Annotated in this window: 25 protein-coding genes; 24 read left to right on the forward strand and 1 reads right to left on the reverse strand. The window is 51.5% G+C overall.

The window, feature by feature from the left end:
• Positions 1 to 4 precede the first annotated feature (4 nt).
• The 22 genes from ACKWMY_RS17715 (at position 5) to cho (ending at position 18103) form a co-directional block, all read left to right on the forward strand.
• The gene (locus ACKWMY_RS17715; protein ID WP_409486723.1) at positions 5 to 865 is read left to right on the forward strand and encodes a hypothetical protein; all 861 of its coding nucleotides are present in this window, start codon (positions 5 to 7) and stop codon (positions 863 to 865) included.
• Positions 866 to 881: 16 nt separating this feature from the next.
• Positions 882 to 1913, forward strand: coding sequence for a DUF2184 domain-containing protein (locus ACKWMY_RS17720; RefSeq protein WP_409486724.1), 1032 nt, complete (start codon positions 882 to 884; stop codon positions 1911 to 1913).
• A gap of 67 nt (positions 1914 to 1980) precedes the next feature.
• The gene (locus tag ACKWMY_RS17725; RefSeq protein WP_409486725.1) at positions 1981 to 2463 is read left to right on the forward strand and encodes a hypothetical protein; all 483 of its coding nucleotides are present in this window, start codon (positions 1981 to 1983) and stop codon (positions 2461 to 2463) included.
• Positions 2460 to 2888 carry a hypothetical protein gene (locus ACKWMY_RS17730; protein WP_409486726.1) on the forward strand — a complete coding sequence of 143 codons (429 nt, stop codon included), beginning with the start codon at positions 2460 to 2462 and terminating at the stop codon, positions 2886 to 2888. Before ACKWMY_RS17725 ends, ACKWMY_RS17730 begins: the two co-directional genes overlap by 4 nt.
• Positions 2885 to 3319 carry a hypothetical protein gene (locus tag ACKWMY_RS17735; RefSeq protein WP_074031903.1) on the forward strand — a complete coding sequence of 145 codons (435 nt, stop codon included), beginning with the start codon at positions 2885 to 2887 and terminating at the stop codon, positions 3317 to 3319. Before ACKWMY_RS17730 ends, ACKWMY_RS17735 begins: the two co-directional genes overlap by 4 nt.
• Positions 3303 to 4244, forward strand: coding sequence for a hypothetical protein (locus tag ACKWMY_RS17740; RefSeq protein ID WP_074031904.1), 942 nt, complete (start codon positions 3303 to 3305; stop codon positions 4242 to 4244). Before ACKWMY_RS17735 ends, ACKWMY_RS17740 begins: the two co-directional genes overlap by 17 nt.
• A gap of 4 nt (positions 4245 to 4248) precedes the next feature.
• Complete coding sequence (locus tag ACKWMY_RS17745; RefSeq protein ID WP_409486727.1) at positions 4249 to 5643, forward strand: hypothetical protein; 1395 nt, start codon at positions 4249 to 4251, stop codon at positions 5641 to 5643.
• Between the two features lie 3 nt (positions 5644 to 5646).
• Complete coding sequence (locus ACKWMY_RS17750) at positions 5647 to 6084, forward strand: hypothetical protein (protein ID WP_337050064.1); 438 nt, start codon at positions 5647 to 5649, stop codon at positions 6082 to 6084.
• A complete protein-coding gene (locus ACKWMY_RS17755; RefSeq protein WP_409486728.1) occupies positions 6084 to 6680 on the forward strand; it encodes a hypothetical protein in 597 nt (198 codons plus the stop codon). The genes ACKWMY_RS17750 and ACKWMY_RS17755 overlap by 1 nt, the downstream gene beginning before the upstream one ends.
• Before the next feature lie 123 nt (positions 6681 to 6803).
• Positions 6804 to 8825 carry a lytic transglycosylase domain-containing protein gene (locus ACKWMY_RS17760; RefSeq protein WP_409486729.1) on the forward strand — a complete coding sequence of 674 codons (2022 nt, stop codon included), beginning with the start codon at positions 6804 to 6806 and terminating at the stop codon, positions 8823 to 8825.
• On the forward strand, positions 8825 to 9541 hold the full coding sequence (locus ACKWMY_RS17765) for a hypothetical protein (protein ID WP_409486730.1): 717 nt from the start codon (positions 8825 to 8827) through the stop codon (positions 9539 to 9541). Before ACKWMY_RS17760 ends, ACKWMY_RS17765 begins: the two co-directional genes overlap by 1 nt.
• On the forward strand, positions 9538 to 9813 hold the full coding sequence (locus ACKWMY_RS17770) for a hypothetical protein (RefSeq protein WP_409486731.1): 276 nt from the start codon (positions 9538 to 9540) through the stop codon (positions 9811 to 9813). The genes ACKWMY_RS17765 and ACKWMY_RS17770 overlap by 4 nt, the downstream gene beginning before the upstream one ends.
• Complete coding sequence (locus ACKWMY_RS17775; RefSeq protein ID WP_409486764.1) at positions 9813 to 10856, forward strand: hypothetical protein; 1044 nt, start codon at positions 9813 to 9815, stop codon at positions 10854 to 10856. Before ACKWMY_RS17770 ends, ACKWMY_RS17775 begins: the two co-directional genes overlap by 1 nt.
• Positions 10853 to 11569 (forward strand): hypothetical protein, encoded by a 717-nt coding sequence (locus ACKWMY_RS17780; RefSeq protein ID WP_409486732.1) that lies wholly within the window; start codon positions 10853 to 10855, stop codon positions 11567 to 11569. The genes ACKWMY_RS17775 and ACKWMY_RS17780 overlap by 4 nt, the downstream gene beginning before the upstream one ends.
• Positions 11566 to 11898, forward strand: a complete 333-nt coding sequence (locus ACKWMY_RS17785; protein ID WP_074031913.1) for a hypothetical protein — start codon at positions 11566 to 11568, stop codon at positions 11896 to 11898. The genes ACKWMY_RS17780 and ACKWMY_RS17785 overlap by 4 nt, the downstream gene beginning before the upstream one ends.
• Complete coding sequence (locus tag ACKWMY_RS17790) at positions 11895 to 13121, forward strand: baseplate J/gp47 family protein (protein WP_409486733.1); 1227 nt, start codon at positions 11895 to 11897, stop codon at positions 13119 to 13121. Before ACKWMY_RS17785 ends, ACKWMY_RS17790 begins: the two co-directional genes overlap by 4 nt.
• Positions 13105 to 13731 (forward strand): hypothetical protein, encoded by a 627-nt coding sequence (locus ACKWMY_RS17795; RefSeq protein ID WP_409486734.1) that lies wholly within the window; start codon positions 13105 to 13107, stop codon positions 13729 to 13731. Before ACKWMY_RS17790 ends, ACKWMY_RS17795 begins: the two co-directional genes overlap by 17 nt.
• Positions 13728 to 15314, forward strand: coding sequence for a hypothetical protein (locus ACKWMY_RS17800; protein ID WP_409486735.1), 1587 nt, complete (start codon positions 13728 to 13730; stop codon positions 15312 to 15314). Before ACKWMY_RS17795 ends, ACKWMY_RS17800 begins: the two co-directional genes overlap by 4 nt.
• A gap of 1 nt (position 15315) precedes the next feature.
• A complete protein-coding gene (locus tag ACKWMY_RS17805; protein ID WP_409486736.1) occupies positions 15316 to 15732 on the forward strand; it encodes a tail fiber assembly protein in 417 nt (138 codons plus the stop codon).
• A 79-nt stretch (positions 15733 to 15811) separates the two neighbouring features.
• Positions 15812 to 16441: a lysozyme inhibitor LprI family protein gene (locus ACKWMY_RS17810; RefSeq protein WP_409486737.1), complete on the forward strand. Its 630-nt coding sequence runs from the start codon at positions 15812 to 15814 to the stop codon at positions 16439 to 16441.
• 198 nt (positions 16442 to 16639) lie between these two features.
• On the forward strand, positions 16640 to 16846 hold the full coding sequence (locus tag ACKWMY_RS17815) for a hypothetical protein (protein ID WP_409486738.1): 207 nt from the start codon (positions 16640 to 16642) through the stop codon (positions 16844 to 16846).
• 384 nt (positions 16847 to 17230) lie between these two features.
• Entirely contained in the window at positions 17231 to 18103 is an 873-nt protein-coding gene (gene cho / locus ACKWMY_RS17820; RefSeq protein ID WP_409486739.1) for an excinuclease Cho, read from the forward strand.
• 45 nt (positions 18104 to 18148) lie between these two features.
• Here cho and ACKWMY_RS17825 read toward each other — a convergent pair whose 3' ends face one another.
• Positions 18149 to 18280 (reverse strand): hypothetical protein, encoded by a 132-nt coding sequence (locus ACKWMY_RS17825; RefSeq protein WP_255519147.1) that lies wholly within the window; start codon positions 18278 to 18280, stop codon positions 18149 to 18151.
• Between the two features lie 322 nt (positions 18281 to 18602).
• Here ACKWMY_RS17825 and umuD point away from each other — a divergent pair, with 322 nt between their 5' ends.
• Positions 18603 to 19025, forward strand: a complete 423-nt coding sequence (gene umuD, locus ACKWMY_RS17830; protein ID WP_024528804.1) for a translesion error-prone DNA polymerase V autoproteolytic subunit — start codon at positions 18603 to 18605, stop codon at positions 19023 to 19025.
• Positions 19025 to 20296 carry a translesion error-prone DNA polymerase V subunit UmuC gene (umuC, locus tag ACKWMY_RS17835; protein WP_409486740.1) on the forward strand — a complete coding sequence of 424 codons (1272 nt, stop codon included), beginning with the start codon at positions 19025 to 19027 and terminating at the stop codon, positions 20294 to 20296. The genes umuD and umuC overlap by 1 nt, the downstream gene beginning before the upstream one ends.
• The last annotated feature ends 3 nt before the right edge of the window (positions 20297 to 20299 follow it).

Below are 20299 nucleotides of genomic sequence, written 5' to 3' on the forward strand. Positions count from 1 at the left end.
AAGCATGGCTAATTTATCTCTTAACCCGATGGCAACCACGAACGCGCTGGGTTCCTTCGGTGTGCAATCCGACGGTTATATCCAGGGCATTGCTCTGGATGACCCGGCTAACCGCTTTAATCTGGCCGCGGGTACCGTGGCGGCAACGGAAATCAAACCTCTGTGGGGCGGCCTGCCGGTGGCTGAACTTCTGTCAGGCACGCAGTCTAGTCCGCGTGGTTCATATATCCGCCGGGCTGTGTCCGTGGCGGAGTTGGAAGGTTTCACCGTGTTTAACCAGGCGCATAATGGCCTGACCACCCCGCAGTCACCAGTACCGCTGTATGCATCAGGCATGAGCGTTTCGTATTATCGCCTCGGTTCCAACATGCGCGTTCCACTGAAAGCCTCTGCGCAGGTTGTTGCCCTGGGCACTGCCGGGGCATCCGTGAAAACGGCGCTGGCCTGGGACTTCGTGAACAACCAGATCACCACTGCGGCTGTGGCCGGTTTTGCGGGTGCTGATATTGCGACTACCGCAGTGAATTTTGCTTCTGGCGTGGCAACGGCAACGACCGCAACAGCTCACGGCCTGAGCGCTGGCCAGTATGTGAAAATCAGCGGCGTAACGCCTGCCGCATACAACGGTACCGTTGTTGTGCTTTCCGTTCCAAGCTCAACCACTTTCACCTACGCCCCGGCGACTGCACCAGGCGGCGCAGCCACCACGCAAGGCAACATCGGCGCAGTAACACTTTCCGACATCACGCTGCCGGTAAAGGTGATCGCCATCGAATCAGGAAACTCCAAGACTGTCAGCTATGACAGCACGACGGGCTTCCTGACCTGGAATAACACCGACAGCTGCGCGCTGGTCTTACTTTAATCGGGAGCTGAATTAAATGGCTGCAATTACCCCCAGCTACACCATCGTCAATCCGTCGTATATTGCGCCGGAGATGATCATCGGTTACCAGCAGGCGTCAGGTGCGTTTGAAACCATCGCCAGCGGTAACCCACAAGTTCGACTCGGCGTTGGCGACCAGTACGTCTATATGCGTCGTCTAGATATTCGTACCCAGGTAACCTCCAGCCAGTCAGGTAACGGCAACCAGTTGCCGAGCGTCGCGATGGACGCGAAGATGATCTCCACCCCTACCTACCTGTTCCGTTGCCGTGGTATTTACGACCACCACGATATGGCGGCTGCCGGTAACTGGAATTTCGCACTCCCAGAGGCCCAGCGCCTGGGTATGCGTCAAGGCATCTTCCAGCAACTCCGCTCTGCTCTGCTGTACGGCATGAACCCGGCGGGTGGTGAGGGTCTGCTGAACACCGCGGGTGCGACTACCGAGTCTCTGCCGCCGGACAGCAACAATAACACCACCGTACTGACCTATGATCACGGTCAGATGGCTGTGTATCTGCTGGGCCATGTTCAGGCTGCCCTGACCCGCACCATGCAGCTGGGTCGCCAGCAGCGTGTGGTTATCCTTGGTCCTCAGCGTATCTTGGGTGCAATGGAGATCCAGCAAATCGTCCAACTGACGTCTTACCAGCGACCTGGCGGCGGTACTGATACCGTCGGCGGCACTGTGAAAGAAGTGCTGAAGGGTGCAAACATCCAGGTTGACTGGGTGTATGACGACACCCTGATCGGTGCGGGCGCAGGTGGTACCGATGCGGTGGTTATCACTATCCCAGAGGTTGAGGTGCCAATGGTTAACCCGACCATTAACACCAACGAATTCGCCAAGTTGACCCCGTCTCTTGCTGCGAATGCCCTGATGTTCTGCGACATGGCCGCGCCTCGCGAAATCCCGACACCGATTGCTGGTGGTGCGATTGATGTTCTGTCTGAAATGCGTTCTACCGCAGGCTGGGCAGTACGTCCGGAAGCCATCACCATCCTGTCCATGAAGTACACCGACTGATCCGTTCCTGTCGTTGTTAAGCCTCTGCCGGGGAAACTCTGCAGGGGCTTTTTTTATGAGGTAACCAATGAAACTCTTTATCGCTAATACCACCAAACAACGCCAAATCTTTGCTTACCGCAAAATTGAGACCGGCCGGCTTGTCCAGATCCCAATTAACCACGGTGATCAGATGATGGTGCTCGACGGTTCCACTGAAGAATTGAAGTCAGTCATTCAGCACCACGAAATGTATGGGCTGATCGACTCGACGAAAATCGACCAGAGCCACGCATTTGTCGGCCTTTGCTACAACATCAATAAACCAGTTTCAGCATCGGTTATCGAAAAGACTATCCGCGATAACGATATCCACCTGACACGTGGCGCGCACAACCGTCGCCAGGCGTCCGTGGCTGCGCTTGACAGCTCGTTGCGCGAAAGCGGCACCGGCTATTCCGGTGAAATGGAAGTCAGCGCAGAGCAGGCAAAGGGCCGCGATGACAACTCAGAGGCGGACATGGTTAACGAAACCATCGTGACTGAAAAATCCGGGAGCAAGAAAAAATGATAACGAGCCTGTCGGGATTTATTGAATTCGTTCGAACTGACATGAAGGTAACCGCTGATCAGGTTCCCGACGACTCGCCGTCATTTTCCCTGGCTTATGGCGGCTCGATTGAATGGGTTAACCAGGATATCGCGCGTGTCATGCCGAACCTCTATACCGTGGCTGTTTACAACCTCGGGGCATCGTTCCTGATCAACTACGGCACTGAGTCAGTGCTTGCTGAATTCAGGAAAGATTTTGGGCTTAATGATTTCAAGGCTGGCGTGATAACCGGAGCCGGGGACAACGCAACCAGTGCGCAGCGTCTGGTTCCTGACTTCTTCAAGGAGTTGTCTCTTGCTGACCTTCAGATGCTTCAGGACCCGTGGGGGCGTCGCTATCTGATGATTGCCCAGCAGTTTGGCAGCTTGTGGGGGTTGTCATGATCACCTTCCATCTAGGTGTTATCGATATTCCTTACGGGGATGAGAACACCACCACCGGCAACGTTGCTGAATATCTGGAAGGAAAATACCAGATTATGCAGACCTTCTTCGATCGGTATGGCAATGACATTGCCGATCTGATGAGTAAAGACCTCGCCGCAAATCTCGAAAATATGTTGGCTGGCGCACCACCACCAAGGGACCCGTTCGCAGAATCTATGTCGCGGATCCACGATTTGTTTGTGGCCTTTCTGGATAACGGAGAGATGAACGGAATGCCGGGTGTACCAACCCGACGCGCTTTGCTTGGCATATCAAAGCGATTCAAAAATAAGAAAGGTGGTCCGCGAGAATCATTTATCGATACAGGAAATTATCAGGCAGCCATGCGCGCCTGGGTAAGTGGGGTGTTAAATGCCTTCCCTGAGTGAACTGCAGCAGAATGCGAAAACCGAGCTTAACGCCACGCTGACACAGGGTCTTGACGATCTTAGCCGCTTTCAGGTAGTCACCTTCACGAAATACATCCGCAAGGTGCTTCCGCTGGATGGCTTCGTGTTTTGGGTAAAAGCGTCGATTATTGCCGACGATCCGGGCAGTGAACCTGATACCAAAAACGTAAAAGGCTACCTGCACCTGACAACGGAAAGCATTCAGGATGAGGAGCAGCTCTACGACAAAAACGTGGTGACGTTTACCGCGCAGGCCGATATTGACCCCTTCAATGACATTGGATCCGAGGTGCTCTACATCGGCGAGTTCTACGGCATCCGGTTTGCGTTTTCCCGTCGTTCCGGGTTGAACGAACCCGCCAATATTTACCACTATACCGGACACGCCATTTACCCGCACATGATGTCACAGATCATCAATTCGCCGGACGATATCGATCTGGCGGATGTGGTGGTCTCCAGTTCGCTGCCGATCTGGCTGTCTTTGAACCAGTACATGCCGATGTTTCCGGCAATGCTGTCGTTGCAAAACCTGGCCCCGCCGTATGCCACGGTGAAATGCAGCGATCCGGTACCGGTCGCCGGTGCTTTTTATCTGGATGAAAAATCCAATCAGTACCAACTGGTTTCCGAGGATGTGACGATTTCGGTCACTGGTCTGCGCAATGCATCCGTAGAGGATTTTCTCCGCTACGTTCAGCAATACACGCTCAGCGATGATGCTGAAATGGGCGTAATGAACATTCCGGTGGTGCAGGACGAGCGCGTGACTCAAAACGAGCTCAACATCATCGCCATGCGCAAGAAGATTAAATTTCGAGTCAATTACTATCAGCAGCGGATGAGGAATGTCGCCCGCCAGTTGATCACGTCTGCCATCCCGTCCATTTATGTGGAGAAATAATTAAATGGCCATTGTGAATATTAATGTATCGGTCACCAACCCACCGAAACCGAGCCAGTTGCTGAAATCCGGTGCGCTGGTCTCTGTTGGGGGGACGACTCTGGTACCAGGCAGCTATGAGCTGCTGACGTCAAAAGACGATTTAAAAACGATTGCCGCGCCAGCTAAATCAATCTCGGCTATCGCCTGGGCGACGAATACTGTGACGGTGACGTTATCCGAGGCGCATGGCTGGGCTAACGGGGACACGGTCCCTGTGTTGATTTCCGGCGTTTTGCCCGCAGGGTACAACGGCGCCCATACGGCAACGGTGACTAGCGACAAGGCGTTTACTTATGCGCTGAGCGCAGATCCGGGTACCGCAACAACGATGGGCACCGTGCTTTCGGTGGCGGCACTTGAAATCCAGCAGATGAATACGACCTACTGGGCGCAGGGAACCAGCCGCGCGGTTTTTGTGCTGGAGCTGGGTGAGCTGAGTGCGTCCGCTGCTGTCACGGCGTTGAGCGCGTTTATCGACGAAGATATTTCACTGGGTAACACCTATCAAAATTTCTTCTCCTACCTGATCCCCCGCGAATGGGACGCCGAGGCCTCGTTCAAGACGCTGGTGAACAACTACACCTCGCCGGGATCGCTGGTGAAGTTTTTTGTCACCACCACGATTGCCACCTATGAAGCGTGGGTGCCAGGGAAATATCCTAACGTTTTCGCGGGGGTTGAGGCTCCAGGGATTGGCGATACCGAGTTCTCCATGGCTGCGCCGTTCCAGTCGTCTCTGGCCAACGATCCAGGTTCGTCTAACATGGTGCCGCCAATGGCGTACCGCTTCATGTATGGCGTCACGGATTATCCTCCATCCGGGAATGGAAAACTGCTGAAAGCCCTCCAGGACAACAATATCAACTACATCGGCACGGCGGCGGAAGGTGGCTTGAGCAACAAGATGTTGGTGGCTGGCCATATGCTGGATGGAAATCCATTTAACTACTGGTATGCAGTAGCCTGGTGCGCCATCAACCTGGAGTTGGACCTGGCGAATGAGGTCATCAACGGCTCCAATACCACCGTTAACCCTCTTTATTACGAGCCGCAAGGCATCGGTCGTTTGCAACGACGCGCACTTAAAACGCTTCGTTCAGGCATCAGTTACGGGCTCATCCTCGGCCAGGTTATTGATACGCAGCTCAATCAAGATGCCTTTAACGAACAATACAAAAAAGGCGCCTATGCTGGCAGCGCAGTCATCAACGCTGTGCCGTTCGCCAACTACACCAGCCTGAACCCGTCTGATTACGCAGAGGGGAAATACAGCGGTCTGAGTGCGATTGTCACGCCGAAACGTGGTTTTGAGTCCATCACCTTCAATCTGAACGTAACCAACTTTGTGGGGGCGTAATAAATGCCAAATCCATTAGTACCGCAGGGGTTCCTTAACCGCGTCAGGGGCGCGGTTAGCATTACCGACAACCCGGCACTTAACGTCACCGCGTCATTCCTGGGAAAAGAGGGGATCAGCATGCGGCCGGATTCCGCCGCTACAGACATCATCCAAACCATGACGGGTACCGTTGGCAGCCAGGCACCTTACCAGCAAGTGACCTTGACGGTGCACCTGCTGAAAACGCAGGGGCTAGCTGCCAGCTATCAGCGGCAGTTTGCCTCTGATACGGCACTTGGCGAGATCGTGGTCACGCCTGACGCGACCCCTTTTGGCAACTACACCATTCTTAACTGCTACTTGGTGAATTTTAACGAAATCACCCTCAACGGTACGGATGCGGGCTTTGTTGCGACAATTTCCGGCTACCTCACCACCAACGACAAGATGTGGGATTGATGGGTATGAAAATTGATAAAAAACTGAATTTCGTCAGCACGATCACGCGCGACGATGGCTCGCTGGTCTACCTGCACGTTGTGCCGTTTCCCTACGAGGTGGTGCAGGAAAACTGCGTGCTGCTGGGGAATATGTTCCACAACTTCTTCACGTCGGTGGGAATGACCGGTGCCCCACGTGTGGCCGCGATGATGTTGCGAAATATTCTCAAATCGCGACAAGATGTCGAAGGTGCCCAGACGGGTACGCCGCCCACGCCGACCCTTGTCGATGATATCCAACGCCTGACCACGGTGATTTTCAGCGATAACGGCGTATGGCGCTCTATCCCGCTGGAGGTGGCGTTCAAGCAGGCGATCATTTCTCCAGACGAATACCGCGAGGTTGAGGGTGAAGTGGTGTTTTTTATGGTCTCCTCTGCCATTCAGAAAGCCAACTTAATCGGCCCGACAGTGGGGAGAGCGCTCGAAATGTACAATGGGCAACTCGTCTCATTGAACGCTACGGCGTTTCGCGATTCTTTACCGACGTCGAAGACGGATACCGATACCCCGATCCCGCCAGCCCCGCAGGAACTGTCGTTCATTCCCTCCTGACCTGGGCCTCCTGTGAAGGGTTCAGCGAACTCTGTCGGGAGCTGGAGTGCGGCGAATACAAAAGCCCGCTCCATTTCCGGCAGCGGTTCATTCTGGAAGAAATAAGACAGAAGGGCTATTTCAATGGCAGCTAAATCCGTTGTTGAAATTGATGTTCAGGACGAGAAATTTCAGGCGTTCCTCGAAAAATTCAATGAGTACCAGAAGGCGCTCGATGACTTACCTGAACAATGGCGGGGAGCGGCTCAGGGGATCGGCGACTCGGCCAAGCAGACTGACAAGGTACTGGGCAGCACGGAGGCGATCGCCCGGTCTTTCACTGATGGCGTTGCCGCCATTGCCTCGATCAATGATGGTCTTGATCGACTGAATGGAAACCTTGAGAGAGCCAATAAAACACAATCTGAATTTAACAAAAAAACCAGCGGTGCCGGAAAATTTCTGAACAAGGCCAGCAAGGATGCCAAAGAGTTGGCCGGTCACATTAAAAATGCCACGACCAGCCTGCTTTCATGGGGTGCCGTACTGGGATTGTTTTCCGGTCTTGCGGGGGCGGGGGGCTTGTGGGGAATGAGCCGCCTGGCTGGTTCTGCATCGTCGCAGCGTTTCACTGCCATGGGGTTGGGAACAACAGCTGGTGGCCTTAATTCGAGTGCGGTGAATTACCAGAAGGTACTTGGAAATCCCGTAGGGACGCTGGGTGCCATTCGTGATGGTCAATTGGATCTGAGCAAACGCTGGCAGTTTAAGGCAATGGGGATCGATAACCCCGATCAGGACCCGGCTGCGTTATTGCCGCAAATGATTAAAAGCGCCCGTGATATTTTTACTCGTAACGGAAGTTCGCAGCAGGGGGCCGAAGCTTACGGCCTGACCAACTATTTCACGCTCGACGATCTGAATCGCTTTAAAAATATGAGCGATGCCGAAATCGATGCGATGACCAAGCAGGCGCAGAAGGATACGCAGCGCCTGCAACTTAGCGACCAGCAATTAAAGCAATGGCAGGATTTAAATATTCAGCTGGATCGCAGCAAGATTAGCATCGAGAACACCTTTATTCGTGGGCTGGCTCCGTTGGCACCTGAACTGGGGAGATTGTCTGATGCCTTCTCCGAGGCGGTGGAGACGGTACTTAAATCGCCGGAGTTGGGTAGGTGGATAGATGGGCTGGCGGATGGGATCCGCAAGTTCGGTAATTACCTGGTATCACCTGATTTCAAAAATGATGTTGTGTCGTTTATGACCGGCGTTGAGCGGTTGGCGCGGGTTATTGGCAAGGTGATTGACTGGATTACCGGAAAAACCAAGATCACGCTGGATGATGTGAGAGCCAACTCTTCCATGCTCAGTGACGAGAAGCGGACAGATCCTCAGACCGGACAGAACTACACGCCAGGCACCGATGATGACCCGCGAGTATGGGGATGGTTAAAGGGGGTTAAGGGTTTCTTTTCCAGTGAAAGTGGGCAATCTGCCGGTGATGATAAAGACCCTTGGTGGAAATTACACGCTGGCAATGATGGGATTTTAAATAACAAATGGAATCAACCAGAGCAACACGCCCAATCAGGGAAAAAGCGTGCCTCAGGAGCCGCCACATCTGATTACGACAATTACTTTTTTGAGGCTGCGGATAAATATGGCTTAGACCCAAGACTGCTGAAGGCCGTGACTGGTGCTGAATCCGACTGGAACCCTAAAGCGGTCAGCAAGGCTGGGGCCATGGGATTGATGCAGGTGATGCCCTTCAACTTTAAAACCGGTGAGGATCCCTACAACCCTCGCGACAACATTATGGCCGGTGCCAGGGTAATGAAGTGGGCTAAAAACCAGGCTGGCGGTGATATTGAGGAAATGCTGCGTTGGTATAACGGCGGTAGAAATCGCGGCAGCAAGGAGAATCGCGAATACCCCGGACGAGTGAAAGAGCAATTCTTAAAACTTTATGGACCAGGCGCGCCGGGATCTACCCAAAGCAATCCTCAGCAGCAACTCACTCAGCAATCTTCCAATAAAACCGATCAGATATTACAGCAAATCTTGGATAACCAGCGCAGGGGCGGCAGTTCGGGTGTTGTGGTGTACAACAATACTGGCGGTAGCGCGATTGTCTCGAGCACGCAACTCGGAGGATTTGGTTAATGGCATTTACCCGCGAGCTCTACAAATTAGGGTTTGAAATCTCCCCTGTCATTCTTTGTGACGGTATTGCGCAGAGTATCCCAGGGGGGATGCTGCCAATCGTCGCGTTAACGCAAAGTGCCAGTTATGTCAGCAGCCTGATCGGCGGGTCGATGAATCTGACCGACCTGGATAAATATTTTTGCCACTGGCGCGCTGCTCAGGGGGGTACCATGATCGATTACGATATCGGTCGGTACCCCTTCGCTAATCAGGCCGTCGCTGCCAATGCGTTGCTGGCTCAGCCGTTGCGTATTCCCATGTTGATGGATGCGCCAGTGAATGATAATACCGGCGCCCTGACAAAACTCGTCACGCTCAGTGCTTTACAGGCGGTATTGCAGGCGCATGCCAATCTCGGCGGCACGTTCGTGGTGGCCACGCCGGGGTTGATTTACAGCGGGTGCATACTTCGCACAGTTCGCGATGTAACCGGAACAAACGAACCGCTGCCTCAGCGCCAGTGGTTGTGGGATTTTGAACAGCCGCTGATCACCGAAAGCGGAGCTGAGCAGGCGATCAACAGCTATTTAAGCAAGATTGATAACGGCGATAAAACCACAGAGAGCGCATGGACCAATACGGTATCCGCGCTCGGGAATACGTCACTGGGCAGCAGCGTTTCAGATGCAGTTACCGGGCTTATCGGTAAATTAAGTGGGGCGTTTAATTTATGAGCACAACACTTTATCCATTTTCCGGGAATGAGCAGAAGAGCATGATTTTTACTCCTATGCTTGATGGTGAGGTATATAACTGCCAGACAAAATGGAATCTTGCTTCGCAGCGCTGGTATCTGAATGTTACGGATAACTCAGGAAATCGCCTGTTAACCACGCCAATGATAGAATCACCGATTGGATACGATATTAATCTACTTGTCGGTGCATTCGCAGCAACGAAAATGGTGTGGCGACATTCATCGGGGCAAATAGAGGTAATCAACTGATGCGCTTTTATGATATTCAGATATTTACCCCACCTGATAAAAACGGTAACCCCGGAAAACTCTTTAAGCAATATTCCAGTCTGAAAAATGGTGTATTCAATCCTGGAAATTTAATGATCGAGTTTGATATTCAACGCTTTGGTGAATCTACGCCGATGGGGCAAAGCTGCATCACCATTTGGGGGATAGGTCCTAAGGATATGCAGCAGGCCAGACAGAATATGTTTGGCATGGCGATAAAAATGTGGGTAGGCATGTCGAAGGGGTTACCGCTGGCGAAGCCTGCACAGCAAGGACTGGTGCTGGAGGGGACAATTTGGCAAGTTCTGGGTAACTGGCAAGGTACCGAACTAAGAACAGACCTCATTGTTACGGCGGGGGCGGTATCTGCGGTTAATCCAGCGCCGCTGGCACCCATAAATTTAACGCTACCGTGGAATAAGGGGATCAAACTGTCCGTCGCGCTGACGCGGTGTTTTCAGAATATGGGCGGAGCCTATCGTTACTCGATAAGTATCAGTGATCGCCTAGTGAATAATTACGACAGCGACATGTTTTGTGGAAGCCTTTCAGAGCTGGCGACGAAATTAAAAGCGTTGAGCAGAAATATTATAAAGGATGATAAATATTCCGGTGTTGAAATAACGGTGGTGAATGGTAAGGAGATCCGTGTTTTCGATAATGATTTTGAAAACCATATCGACAAGGAGTCGAATAAAAGCGCCAGTTACCGCAACCAAAATCCGACACAAATAGCATTTACTGATCTGGTCGGTCAACCGACGTGGGTGCAGTTTGGCACGGTCAGCATTCCCTGCGTCATGCGCAGCGACATTCAGGTGGGAGATTATATCCGAATGCCTAAGGATTCTCGGCCGATGATACAGGCATCTTCATATTCCCAGTTTCGTGATGATGCTGCATTTACCGGTGATTTTCTGGTGTCCTCCGTGCGTCTGCTAGGCAACAGTCGGCAACCGGACGCTAATAGTTGGGTGACCGTCATTGAAGCTCACCCGGACGTGAAATTGGGGGCGTCGTGAGCATTGATAAAAAGCTGAATTTTGGCGGCAACATGCATCGGTTCGTTGACCAAAAAATTGCGGACGCCATGCAGATGGCTGGCAAGGTGCTGCCTGCATCTGTAGTGAGCCGATCAGGTAACATGGTCACGCTGTCGTTCCTGCTTCGCGATATACCGTATGTGTTGCCGCAGATCACTATCCCTTTGTTCGGCCCGCAGTATATCCGCTACCCCATGCAGCCGGGTGACCGGGGGATCGTCATCCCCGCGGATACCTACCTGGGTGGCGCAAGCGGGCTGGGCGGGGGTACCGCCGATCTTACTCCTCCGGCCAATCTCAGTGCGCTGGTATTTTTGCCTATCAGTCATACGGAATGGGAGGGCGTTGACCCGCAAGTGCTCACGCTGTATGGCCCGGAAGGCGTCACGATTCGCGATGCTGGCAGTAACACGACGTTCCTGCTGACGCCCGAGAGCATCACGATTGCAACACCGGATCAGTTTAAGGTTACGGTTGGCAGTACCGTATTGACGCTGACAAACGGCTCGTGGTCGCTGACTGGCCAGAGCGGTACGCTTGCAGACGCCCAAGCCAGCACCAGCCCCGAAATCATGCATAAAGGCTGGCAGCAGTTGCTTACCTGGGTGAACTCCCATCAGCACAGTAATGGAAACGATGGGCAAGATACTGGGGGGCCAACGACACAATTCGACGGGAGCATTACCAAATGAGAACATACGGGCAAGATGAAACCGGAAAATGGGTAATGATCACCACCGACGCGAACGGTTTCAATGACGCAGTTTATCTCACCACGCTGGTTCAGAACCTCAAACTAGCACCGCAGGAGTCACCCTTTTTTGCAAACCACGGTATTCCGGCAAGCGGTTCGGTGATCCAGCAAATTATTCCCACGTTTTACGTGAACAGGCTGCAACAGCAGTTCAGTGGATATTTTTCCTCTCTCCAGATTGCACTTACCGAGGTTGACCCGCCAGTTTACAACATCTCGGCAATCACCAACTCAGGCTCGAAAATAGTGGCGCAGGTGTATGTATGAGTGATTTACCCGTTATTTATGATATTTCCGGCCCTGTGCCGAAAACAGCAGATGAGCTGAGACAACAGGTTATTGCTACAGCGGTTCAGCTCTCGCCCGGGATCACAACCGATTTGCCCGGCTCATTGATCGAGGACATGGTCAGTACCAGTACAGGGGCATTATTGGTCTGTGATCAGGCTCGAGTTGATCTTATCAACTCATGCAGCCCCTACGCTGCGAACATTCATCTTCTTATGCAGCTTGGGGCTATATATGGTGTGCAGCAAGGTGAGGGCACGAATACATCTGTATATGTCGTATTTTCAGGGCCGCCGGGGTTTGGCATTCCGAAAGGGTTTACCGTCGGAGATGGCACCTATTTTTATACCGTAAGACGTGACGCGGCTATCCCCGCTAGTGGTCAGACGGAACCCTTGTATTGTGTGGCTACAACCGAGGGGACATGGCCGGTACCCGCAGGGACGGTTAACCAGGTGAAAACCTCTGTACCTGAAACGTACCAGGTGACCTGTACCAACTTGACGGCGGGTTTACCGGGCGCCGAGAAACAAGGCTACGCGTCTTATCGGTCGCAGGTTATGCAGGCTGGCATGTTCGGCGTACAGGGAACTCCGGATTGTTTACGGTCAGCTTTGAATAAAGTAGCCGGCGTTCAGGAAAACCTGATTTCGTATCGCCAGGCATCGCTCGGTAAATGGGTGGCGGTTGTCGGTGGTGGGGATCCTTACGAAGTTGCTTACGCGATCTATAAAGCCGTGCCGGATATTTCCATTCTGACCAATGAGGTCTCAAATCCCTCAGGTGCTGAAGTGGAGAAAAAAACAATACCGATCACAGTTTATCCAGATGTTTACCGAGTGCCGTTTGTCGTACCGTCATCGCAGAACGCGACGGTTCTGATAACGTGGAATTCGGCGTCCACGACGTACATAGATCCGGCCGGAATAGAAAGTGCGGTGCAACAGAATATTGCCGATTATGTTAACGCAATCGCCGTTGGTCAGCCGATAAACATTTTCCAGATACAAGAAATTTTCCTTAAGTCCGTTGAAGGGCTGGTAGCTTCCTCGCTGGTTTCCATGATCCAGGTTCAGATTGGCATTAATGGCGTAATTAAACCACCCGAAGCAGATACCAGTCTGGTTTATGGCGACACCTACGCCTATTTCTCCACCTCGGCAGGACAAATTCAGGTGAAGCAATATGCAAGCTCTAATTGAGAAAATCATTCCCGCTTATCCGTATACGCAATACAACAGTGACCCCAACATCGTCGCCTTTTTTACGGCTTATAACTCGCTTGCTCAAGGGTATCTTGACGAGCTCAATGCGTTGAATTTGCCGTGCTGGACCTCTCCATCCATCACGGGTGAACTGTTGGATTGGATCGCGCTGGGTATTTACGGGGAAGGGCGGCCATTACTGCAAATATCGGAAGATGCGATCGCCCGTGGTGCCTACAACACCATCGAGTACAACGCGATCCCTTATGCCGGACTGAAAAATTACGTACCTGGCTCGGCGTCATACGTACCCGATGATTATTTCAAACGGATCCTGACCTGGAATTTTTACAAAGGTGACGGATCGCACTTTTGTATCGACTGGCTCAAGCGCCGCCTGGCGCGATTTATTCATGGCACGAATGGCATCGATCCGCCGTTGCAAAGCACCTTCGATATCAGCGTAACGGTCAATAACGGCGTGTTCACTATCACGATCCCCGATTATGGCGATGGCGTTGGCTATTTCCTGAAAGATGCGATCAGCCAGTCTCTGGTCAAGCTCCCCTTTGTTTATACCTACTCTGTAACGGTGGTTGAACCATGATTATTGGATTTGGAAACAACGTCGTGTCGTCGTTGGCAGCAGATATTACGGCGACCCAGACCACGATACAGGTGATGCCTGGCGCGGGGGCACGTTTTGCAGGTCTGCTTACTTACGACTACGCCAACGACTCAAACCTCCTCAAGACCTACGCGAAAATCACGTTGACGGATGCGAAAGAAACCGTGTTCGAAGTTTGCCACCTTACTGCCGTCAACAACGATATGCTGACAGTTGTGCGTGGCCAGGAGGGTACCGCGGCTAAAGGCTGGTCCCTGAACGATGTGATCGCCAACTTTGCGACGCGCGGTTCAGAGAACCAGTTCGTGCAAATCGAACAACTTCAGAGTGGACATTACACTGCCGCGGTGGCTGGTGGTACTGCAAATGCACTGACGCTAGAGCTACCGGCAACGTATTTCCTGAACGGTTCGACTGACTGGGTGCTGAGATCGCCGGTTATCGTCTATCCCACACAGAACAACACCGGTGCCAGTACGCTGCATCTTACAATGGGTGGGCGGGTTCTTGGGACTTTCCCTCTGTATAAAGGGAATAAAGCCGCGTTGGTTGCCAACGATATCCTGAAGGACGTGGCTCTGGTGTGCCTGATGGACAACACCAGGACCTTCTTCAACGTGGCTAACCCTGGAGCAATCTATGCCGGGCTGGGGACGGCTGCGTTTCGTGATGCGCAGACCTCCGTCACTGATGCAACTGCGGGAAGGTTGATGCAGAACGGCGCATGGGGACTGGGTACTTATGGCATAAAAATCACGGATGCGAATGCTGCGGATAAAAACGGTTTTTATTCGCTGGAAGCCAATAATTCCATCAATACCCCGATTGCAACAGCGTCATGGGAAATGTTGTGTATCAAATATGACGGTGGATCGGCAAAACAATTATTTTGGCAGGCTGGTGCATCCTCTACGAAAACCTATGTCAGATATCGCTCATCACCTGGTGGAGTGTGGGGGCCGTTCCAGTCTTATTACAGTACAGAAAACAAACCCACACCATCGGATATAGGGGCCTATCCGGCTAGTGGGGGGTATATAAACGGGAACGCGACAGCAATTGGTAACCTGTCTGCGCAAAATGGCGCAATATTAATTAACGATGTAGATGGTGTTCGTTTATTTGAACTGGCTGCAAAACTTGATGGTAGCGTTACTTTTACTTCGTTACTAACCGGGAAAGGATTTTCAATTGATAATAATGGGCATCTAACAACGTACATCGGCTCACAGTTACTCGAGTCGGGGCAGCGAGTATACAGTCCAAATAATCCGCCGCCGTCGCAATCAAGTTTTACGGATGTGTCTGGTAACTGGATTAGCAGAAATAATCGCTCGGGCATGATTGTGCAGGGAGGTATTATTAATAGAAGTGGGGATACGACAAACGTTACATTCCCTGTTGCATTTCCGGGCACATGTTCTGCTGTCTTTATTACTCAGATCGCCCAATCAGGGTTATCGACAGAGAATATCATTGTTTCATCAAGATCACTTACAGGTTGCACACTGATCATGAGAAGCAGTGAAACAGCGGCTAGTTGGATGGCAATAGGAGCATAAAATGATTTACTTCAGCGCAACAAAGAAAGGATTTTATCCAACAGATATCATAGAAAAAGAGCGGTATGAAGAGCAAGGAAGCTGGCCCGCTGATGCAACTGAAATCAGTGAAGCAGAATATAAAAAATACCTTTCTACACCGCCGCCTGGTATGGGGCTGGGTTCTAAAAGTGGCAAGCCCGCATGGGTCGCTGTCGAGGTGGGCAAAGAGGATGCGATTCTTATTGCTACCATGAAAAAGCAACAACTCATTGATGATGCTGAAGGCGCTATAACGCCATTAGCACGCGCAGTTAAGCTTGGCATGGCAACTCAGGAGGAAGGGGCTAAACTAGATGCCTGGGAGCGATATAGCGTTATGCTCAGTCGTGTTGACGTATCTAAAGCGCCTGACATCACATGGCCTGACGCACCCTAAGCGCGCGTTGTGTTGGTGCATTTTAAACGCAGTGTTGATCGTGTACACTGCGCTTAACTGTCCATGGTAGGAATAGAAAATGAAAATCACTAACCTTTCAATTTTATCGCTAATAATTATTGGTTTTTCATATCAAACAAGCGCGGCATCGTTCGATTGCACTAAGGCGAAAAGTTTCGCGGAAAAAACCATTTGTTCTGATAAGGAGTTATCAAATTATGATGATGTTTTAAGCAAGGTGTACGATAGAGCAAAAAATGTAGTTCAAAACAAAAAAGGCTTCTCTAACTTAACTAGGGAGTTATGGAACTCACGTGAAGAGTGCTCTACACATGAGTGTGTAGAGCGCTGGTATGACACAGCATTTGTAGTCTATGACACGGTAATAAAAACAAATTTTGAAAAACAATCACCACAAGTTTCAAATGGCAAAGAAAATAGTATCAATGTTGAACGCTATGAATGCAAGGATGTTCGCGATGGACGTTTGGTGCTGATATCAGATTATGGAAATAGATTTGAGGTCTTCACTAAGAATGCAGAGCATTTTAAATCTGGGGTGGTTACACTTAATTCTAATGGTTCAAAAACTGGGTTGGATGAATCTGGTTATAAATCTTACGTAGTTAGCCCAGGCTCAGCCTATATTATAAATTATGGGAGTGGATATTCTGTTGGCGGAATCATGTGCAAGGAAAGGACGGATTAGTACGGCAACAGGAACCTGCTTTGTTAAGCGTGCTCACATATGCGCTGAACGACATGTGCATGAGCGATCCGGATGACTGTTAACTTGCGCATGTGCGGTTCCCGATCGCTATCAATCCGAAAATTGTAACATCAGGGTGAATTTTTCTCTGCTCGCCATCGCCATGCTACATTGAATGGAAATTAACCGGAGGTTGCTATGATTCTGGACGAAGAAAGATGTGGGCTGATCGCCTCAGAGATCGGAGTTGTGGTTGTTGAACTGATCGGGCGTGGCCAGTTGGTTGATCGCATGGCTATCGTAAATGCGCTGGAATCGAAACGTAGGGCTGTGGGCAACACGCTTCACAAAGGCGTCCTGCGGGATGCGGCTGCATTGGTTAGAGGTAATGGTGACCGGTCATAATATTGATATCGAATTTCGCGGTTTTTGGTGCCGAAATATTCCCGAATTGAAACGAGAAATCTGATAGGTATTTGAAACTAAAGGATGGAAAACGAAGGTAATGAGAGGTTGTTTCTGCTGGATTTTTAGCTTATCACTTTGAATTTAAATGCTTTATTGATAAATTGGCACATAAAGGAATCGTACTCGGTCTTTTTTTATCATATTGATTTTAAATATTTATTTAACCCTCTTTGGGAGAAAGCTCCTCTTCTCCCCGAACAAATCGTAGGTATCATGAGTGCCTCTACAGGGATAGGGTGAGAGGAATAGCTTGACCACAAACTCCTTCAAACCCCCACTCAACCCGCTATACTGTATAAAAAATCAGTATGGAGTTTGTCATTGACCAGACGTTCTGCCGCACCAAGGCTCGAGTTTGAAGCAGAAGCCATTTACCAGTACCCGGAACACCTACGCCAATGGCTGGAAGGCTTGCCTGCTCTACCTGGGGTATACCTGTTCCACGGCGAGTGCGAAACCATGCCGCTCTACATCGGTAAAAGCGTGAACCTTCGCAGCCGGGTGCTTGCACATTTGCGTACCCCAGACGAAGCAGCCATGCTGCGCCAGGCCAGGCGTATCACCTTTATCAGAACAGCGGGTGAAATAGGGGCGTTGTTGCTGGAAGCGCAACTGATTAAACAGCAGCAACCGCTGTTCAATAAACGCCTGCGCCGCAACAGGCAGCTCTGCGCGTTGCAACTCAATGATGACAAACCCACGGTGGTGTATGCCAAAGAGGTCGATTTTGCCCGGCACGCTGGGCTGTTTGGCCTTTTTGCCAACCGGCGCGCGGCACTACAAGCGCTGCAGTCTATCGCCGAACAGCACCAGCTGTGTTATGGGCTGTTGGGGCTTGAGCCATTAAGCAAAGGCCGCCCTTGTTTCCGTTCGGCATTGAAGCGTTGTACCGGAGCTTGCTGCGGTAAAGAAAGCCTGGCCGATCATCAGCAGCGCTTGGCCTCAGCGCTCGAGCAAAGCCGAGTGGTGTGCTGGCCGTGGCGTGGCCCGATAGCCTTGCGAGAGCAGGGGGCTGATATGGCGCAGTACCATATTATTCACCACTGGTTATGGCTGGGTGCAGTAGATAGCCTGGATGAAGCGGGGGAGTTAATGATTGCGGCGCCGGGCTTTGATAGCGATGGTTATAAAATCTTATGCAAACCCGTGATCGGTGGAGAGTACGAGATTATCGATCTCTTCGAAAAAACCTGAGTTAACGGCTTCGCGCCAGCCAGAAGACCTGCGCGGATGTCGTTATCAAAGACGGACGCCAGAACCGATGCCAATGGTGGCCGTTGAACGCCCCGAACTCCCGCCAGAGCCAGAAACGCTGACCGTAGAACACCCAGCCAACAGGATGATTAAAAGGGTACCTGCAATAATTTTCATAAGCCTACCGGGTTAGCTAAGTACTAAAACATGTCCTAAGACTGAGTTAATCAACTTATAGAAATCTGTCAAGGCGTTTGCTTTACGCCGGGGTCAGATATTGAGTAACCAATTTTAGGTTCTATAAGGGAAATTGGAGTTCGTAATTCTTTAACTCTCTGCCGCACGTGCGTAGCATGCAGCGCCCCTACACTGGTCGCAGCCTAACCTGACTTTCTTTCCTTACCGATCATACCCATATCATTCACCTTGAAAATCTCTCTTCCGTCAGCCATTCAGCACAACCATACTGTATAAAAACACAGTATAGAGACATACCCCTATGAAACACTTTGTTCCAACACCAACCCCAGAGAAATTGTACCTGCCACTGTTTTCCGATCGGGTGCCTGCTGGCTTCCCAAGCCCGGCGCAGGACTACGTCCATGCCAGGATCGATCTCAACGAATACTGCATTAGCCACCCGAACGCCACTTACTTTCTTTATGCCTCCGGTGAAAGCATGCTGGAGGCGGGTATTACCGATGGCTCGATGCTGGTGGTCGATTGCAGCATTGGGGCCGAACATGGCGATATCGTGATCGCCAGCGTTGGTGGGGAGTTCACGGTAAAGCGGTTATGTCTACGGCCAGTCGTACAGCTTGAACCGATGAACCCCAACTACCAGCCAATCCCGCTACATGATGGAGCTGAAGATTTAGATATCGTTGGCGTCGTGGTGTCGACTATTACGAGGCTGAAATAATGTACGCGCTGGCCGATGTGAACAGCTTTTATGCCAGCTGTGAAATGCTATGGCGGCCCGATCTGCGTGGCCGCCCGGTGGTGGTGTTATCAAACAATGATGGCTGCGTAGTGGCCCGTAACCAAGAGGCCAAAAAATTGGGGATGACGATGACCGGGCCGTATTTCAAGGTCAAGCAGCAGTTGGAACGTGCGGGTGGTGTCGCTTTCAGTAGTAACTATGAGCTGTATGCCGATATGTCAGCTCGGGTGATGACGGCACTGGAAGAGTTAGTCCCCCGCGTTGAGATCTATTCTATCGATGAAAGCTTTCTCGATCTCTCCTCGGTACCTAATTGCGGGAATCTGGAACTGTTTGGGCGGCAGATCCGGGACAAAGTGCGGAGCGATACGAGGCTGAAGATCGGGGTCGGGATCGCACAAACTAAAACGCTGGCCAAGCTGGCAAATTTTGCTGCCAAAAGATGGGTGAAACAAACCGACGGCGTGGTCGACCTTTCCAGCCTGGAGCGGCAGCGTAAGCTAATGCATAAAGTGCCAGTAGAAGAGGTCTGGGGCATTGGGCGGCGGATAGCAAAAAAGCTGAACGCGATGGGGATAGAAAGTGCGCTGCAACTGGCTGATGCCAGCACCACCATGATACGTAAACGTTTCAGCGTGGTAGTCGAACGTACTGTGCGGGAACTGTGTGGCGAGCCTTGCCTGGAACTGGAAGAGTTCGCGCCAACCAAGCAGCAGATTATCAGCAGCCGTAGCTTTGGTGAGCGCATCACCGAGTATGAACATATGCATCAGGCGATCTGCTTATACGCCACGCGGGCGGCAGAAAAGCTCAGGGCGGAACGGCAATATTGTCGGCACGTCAGCGCCTGGATCAAAACCAGTCCGTTCGCCACTCACGAGGCCTATTACGGTAATTCGGCCAGCGTCAAATTGAACACGCCAACGCAAGATACCCGCGATATTATTGCTGCTGCGATGCGCTGCCTGGATGCCATTTGGCAACCCGGTCATCGTTTCGATAAGGGCGGCGTGATGCTGCAGGATTTTTTCAGCCGGGGTATCGCCCAGCTCGAACTGTTTGACGACTATCAACCAAGGCCCGGTAGCGAAAAGCTGATGCAGGTGATGGATCATATCAATAACTCGGGCCGGGCCAAGCTGTGGTTTGCTGGCCAGGGTACGCAGCAGGTGTGGTCGATGAAGCGTGAACTGTTGTCACCGGCTTATACCACCAGGCTGAGTGATTTACCCCGTGCTCGGGTATACTGAACG

Origin of the sequence: Serratia sp. J2 (assembly GCF_046269175.1) — a bacterium.
In the GTDB taxonomy this organism is placed as follows: Bacteria; Pseudomonadota; Gammaproteobacteria; order Enterobacterales; family Enterobacteriaceae; genus Chania; species Chania fonticola_C.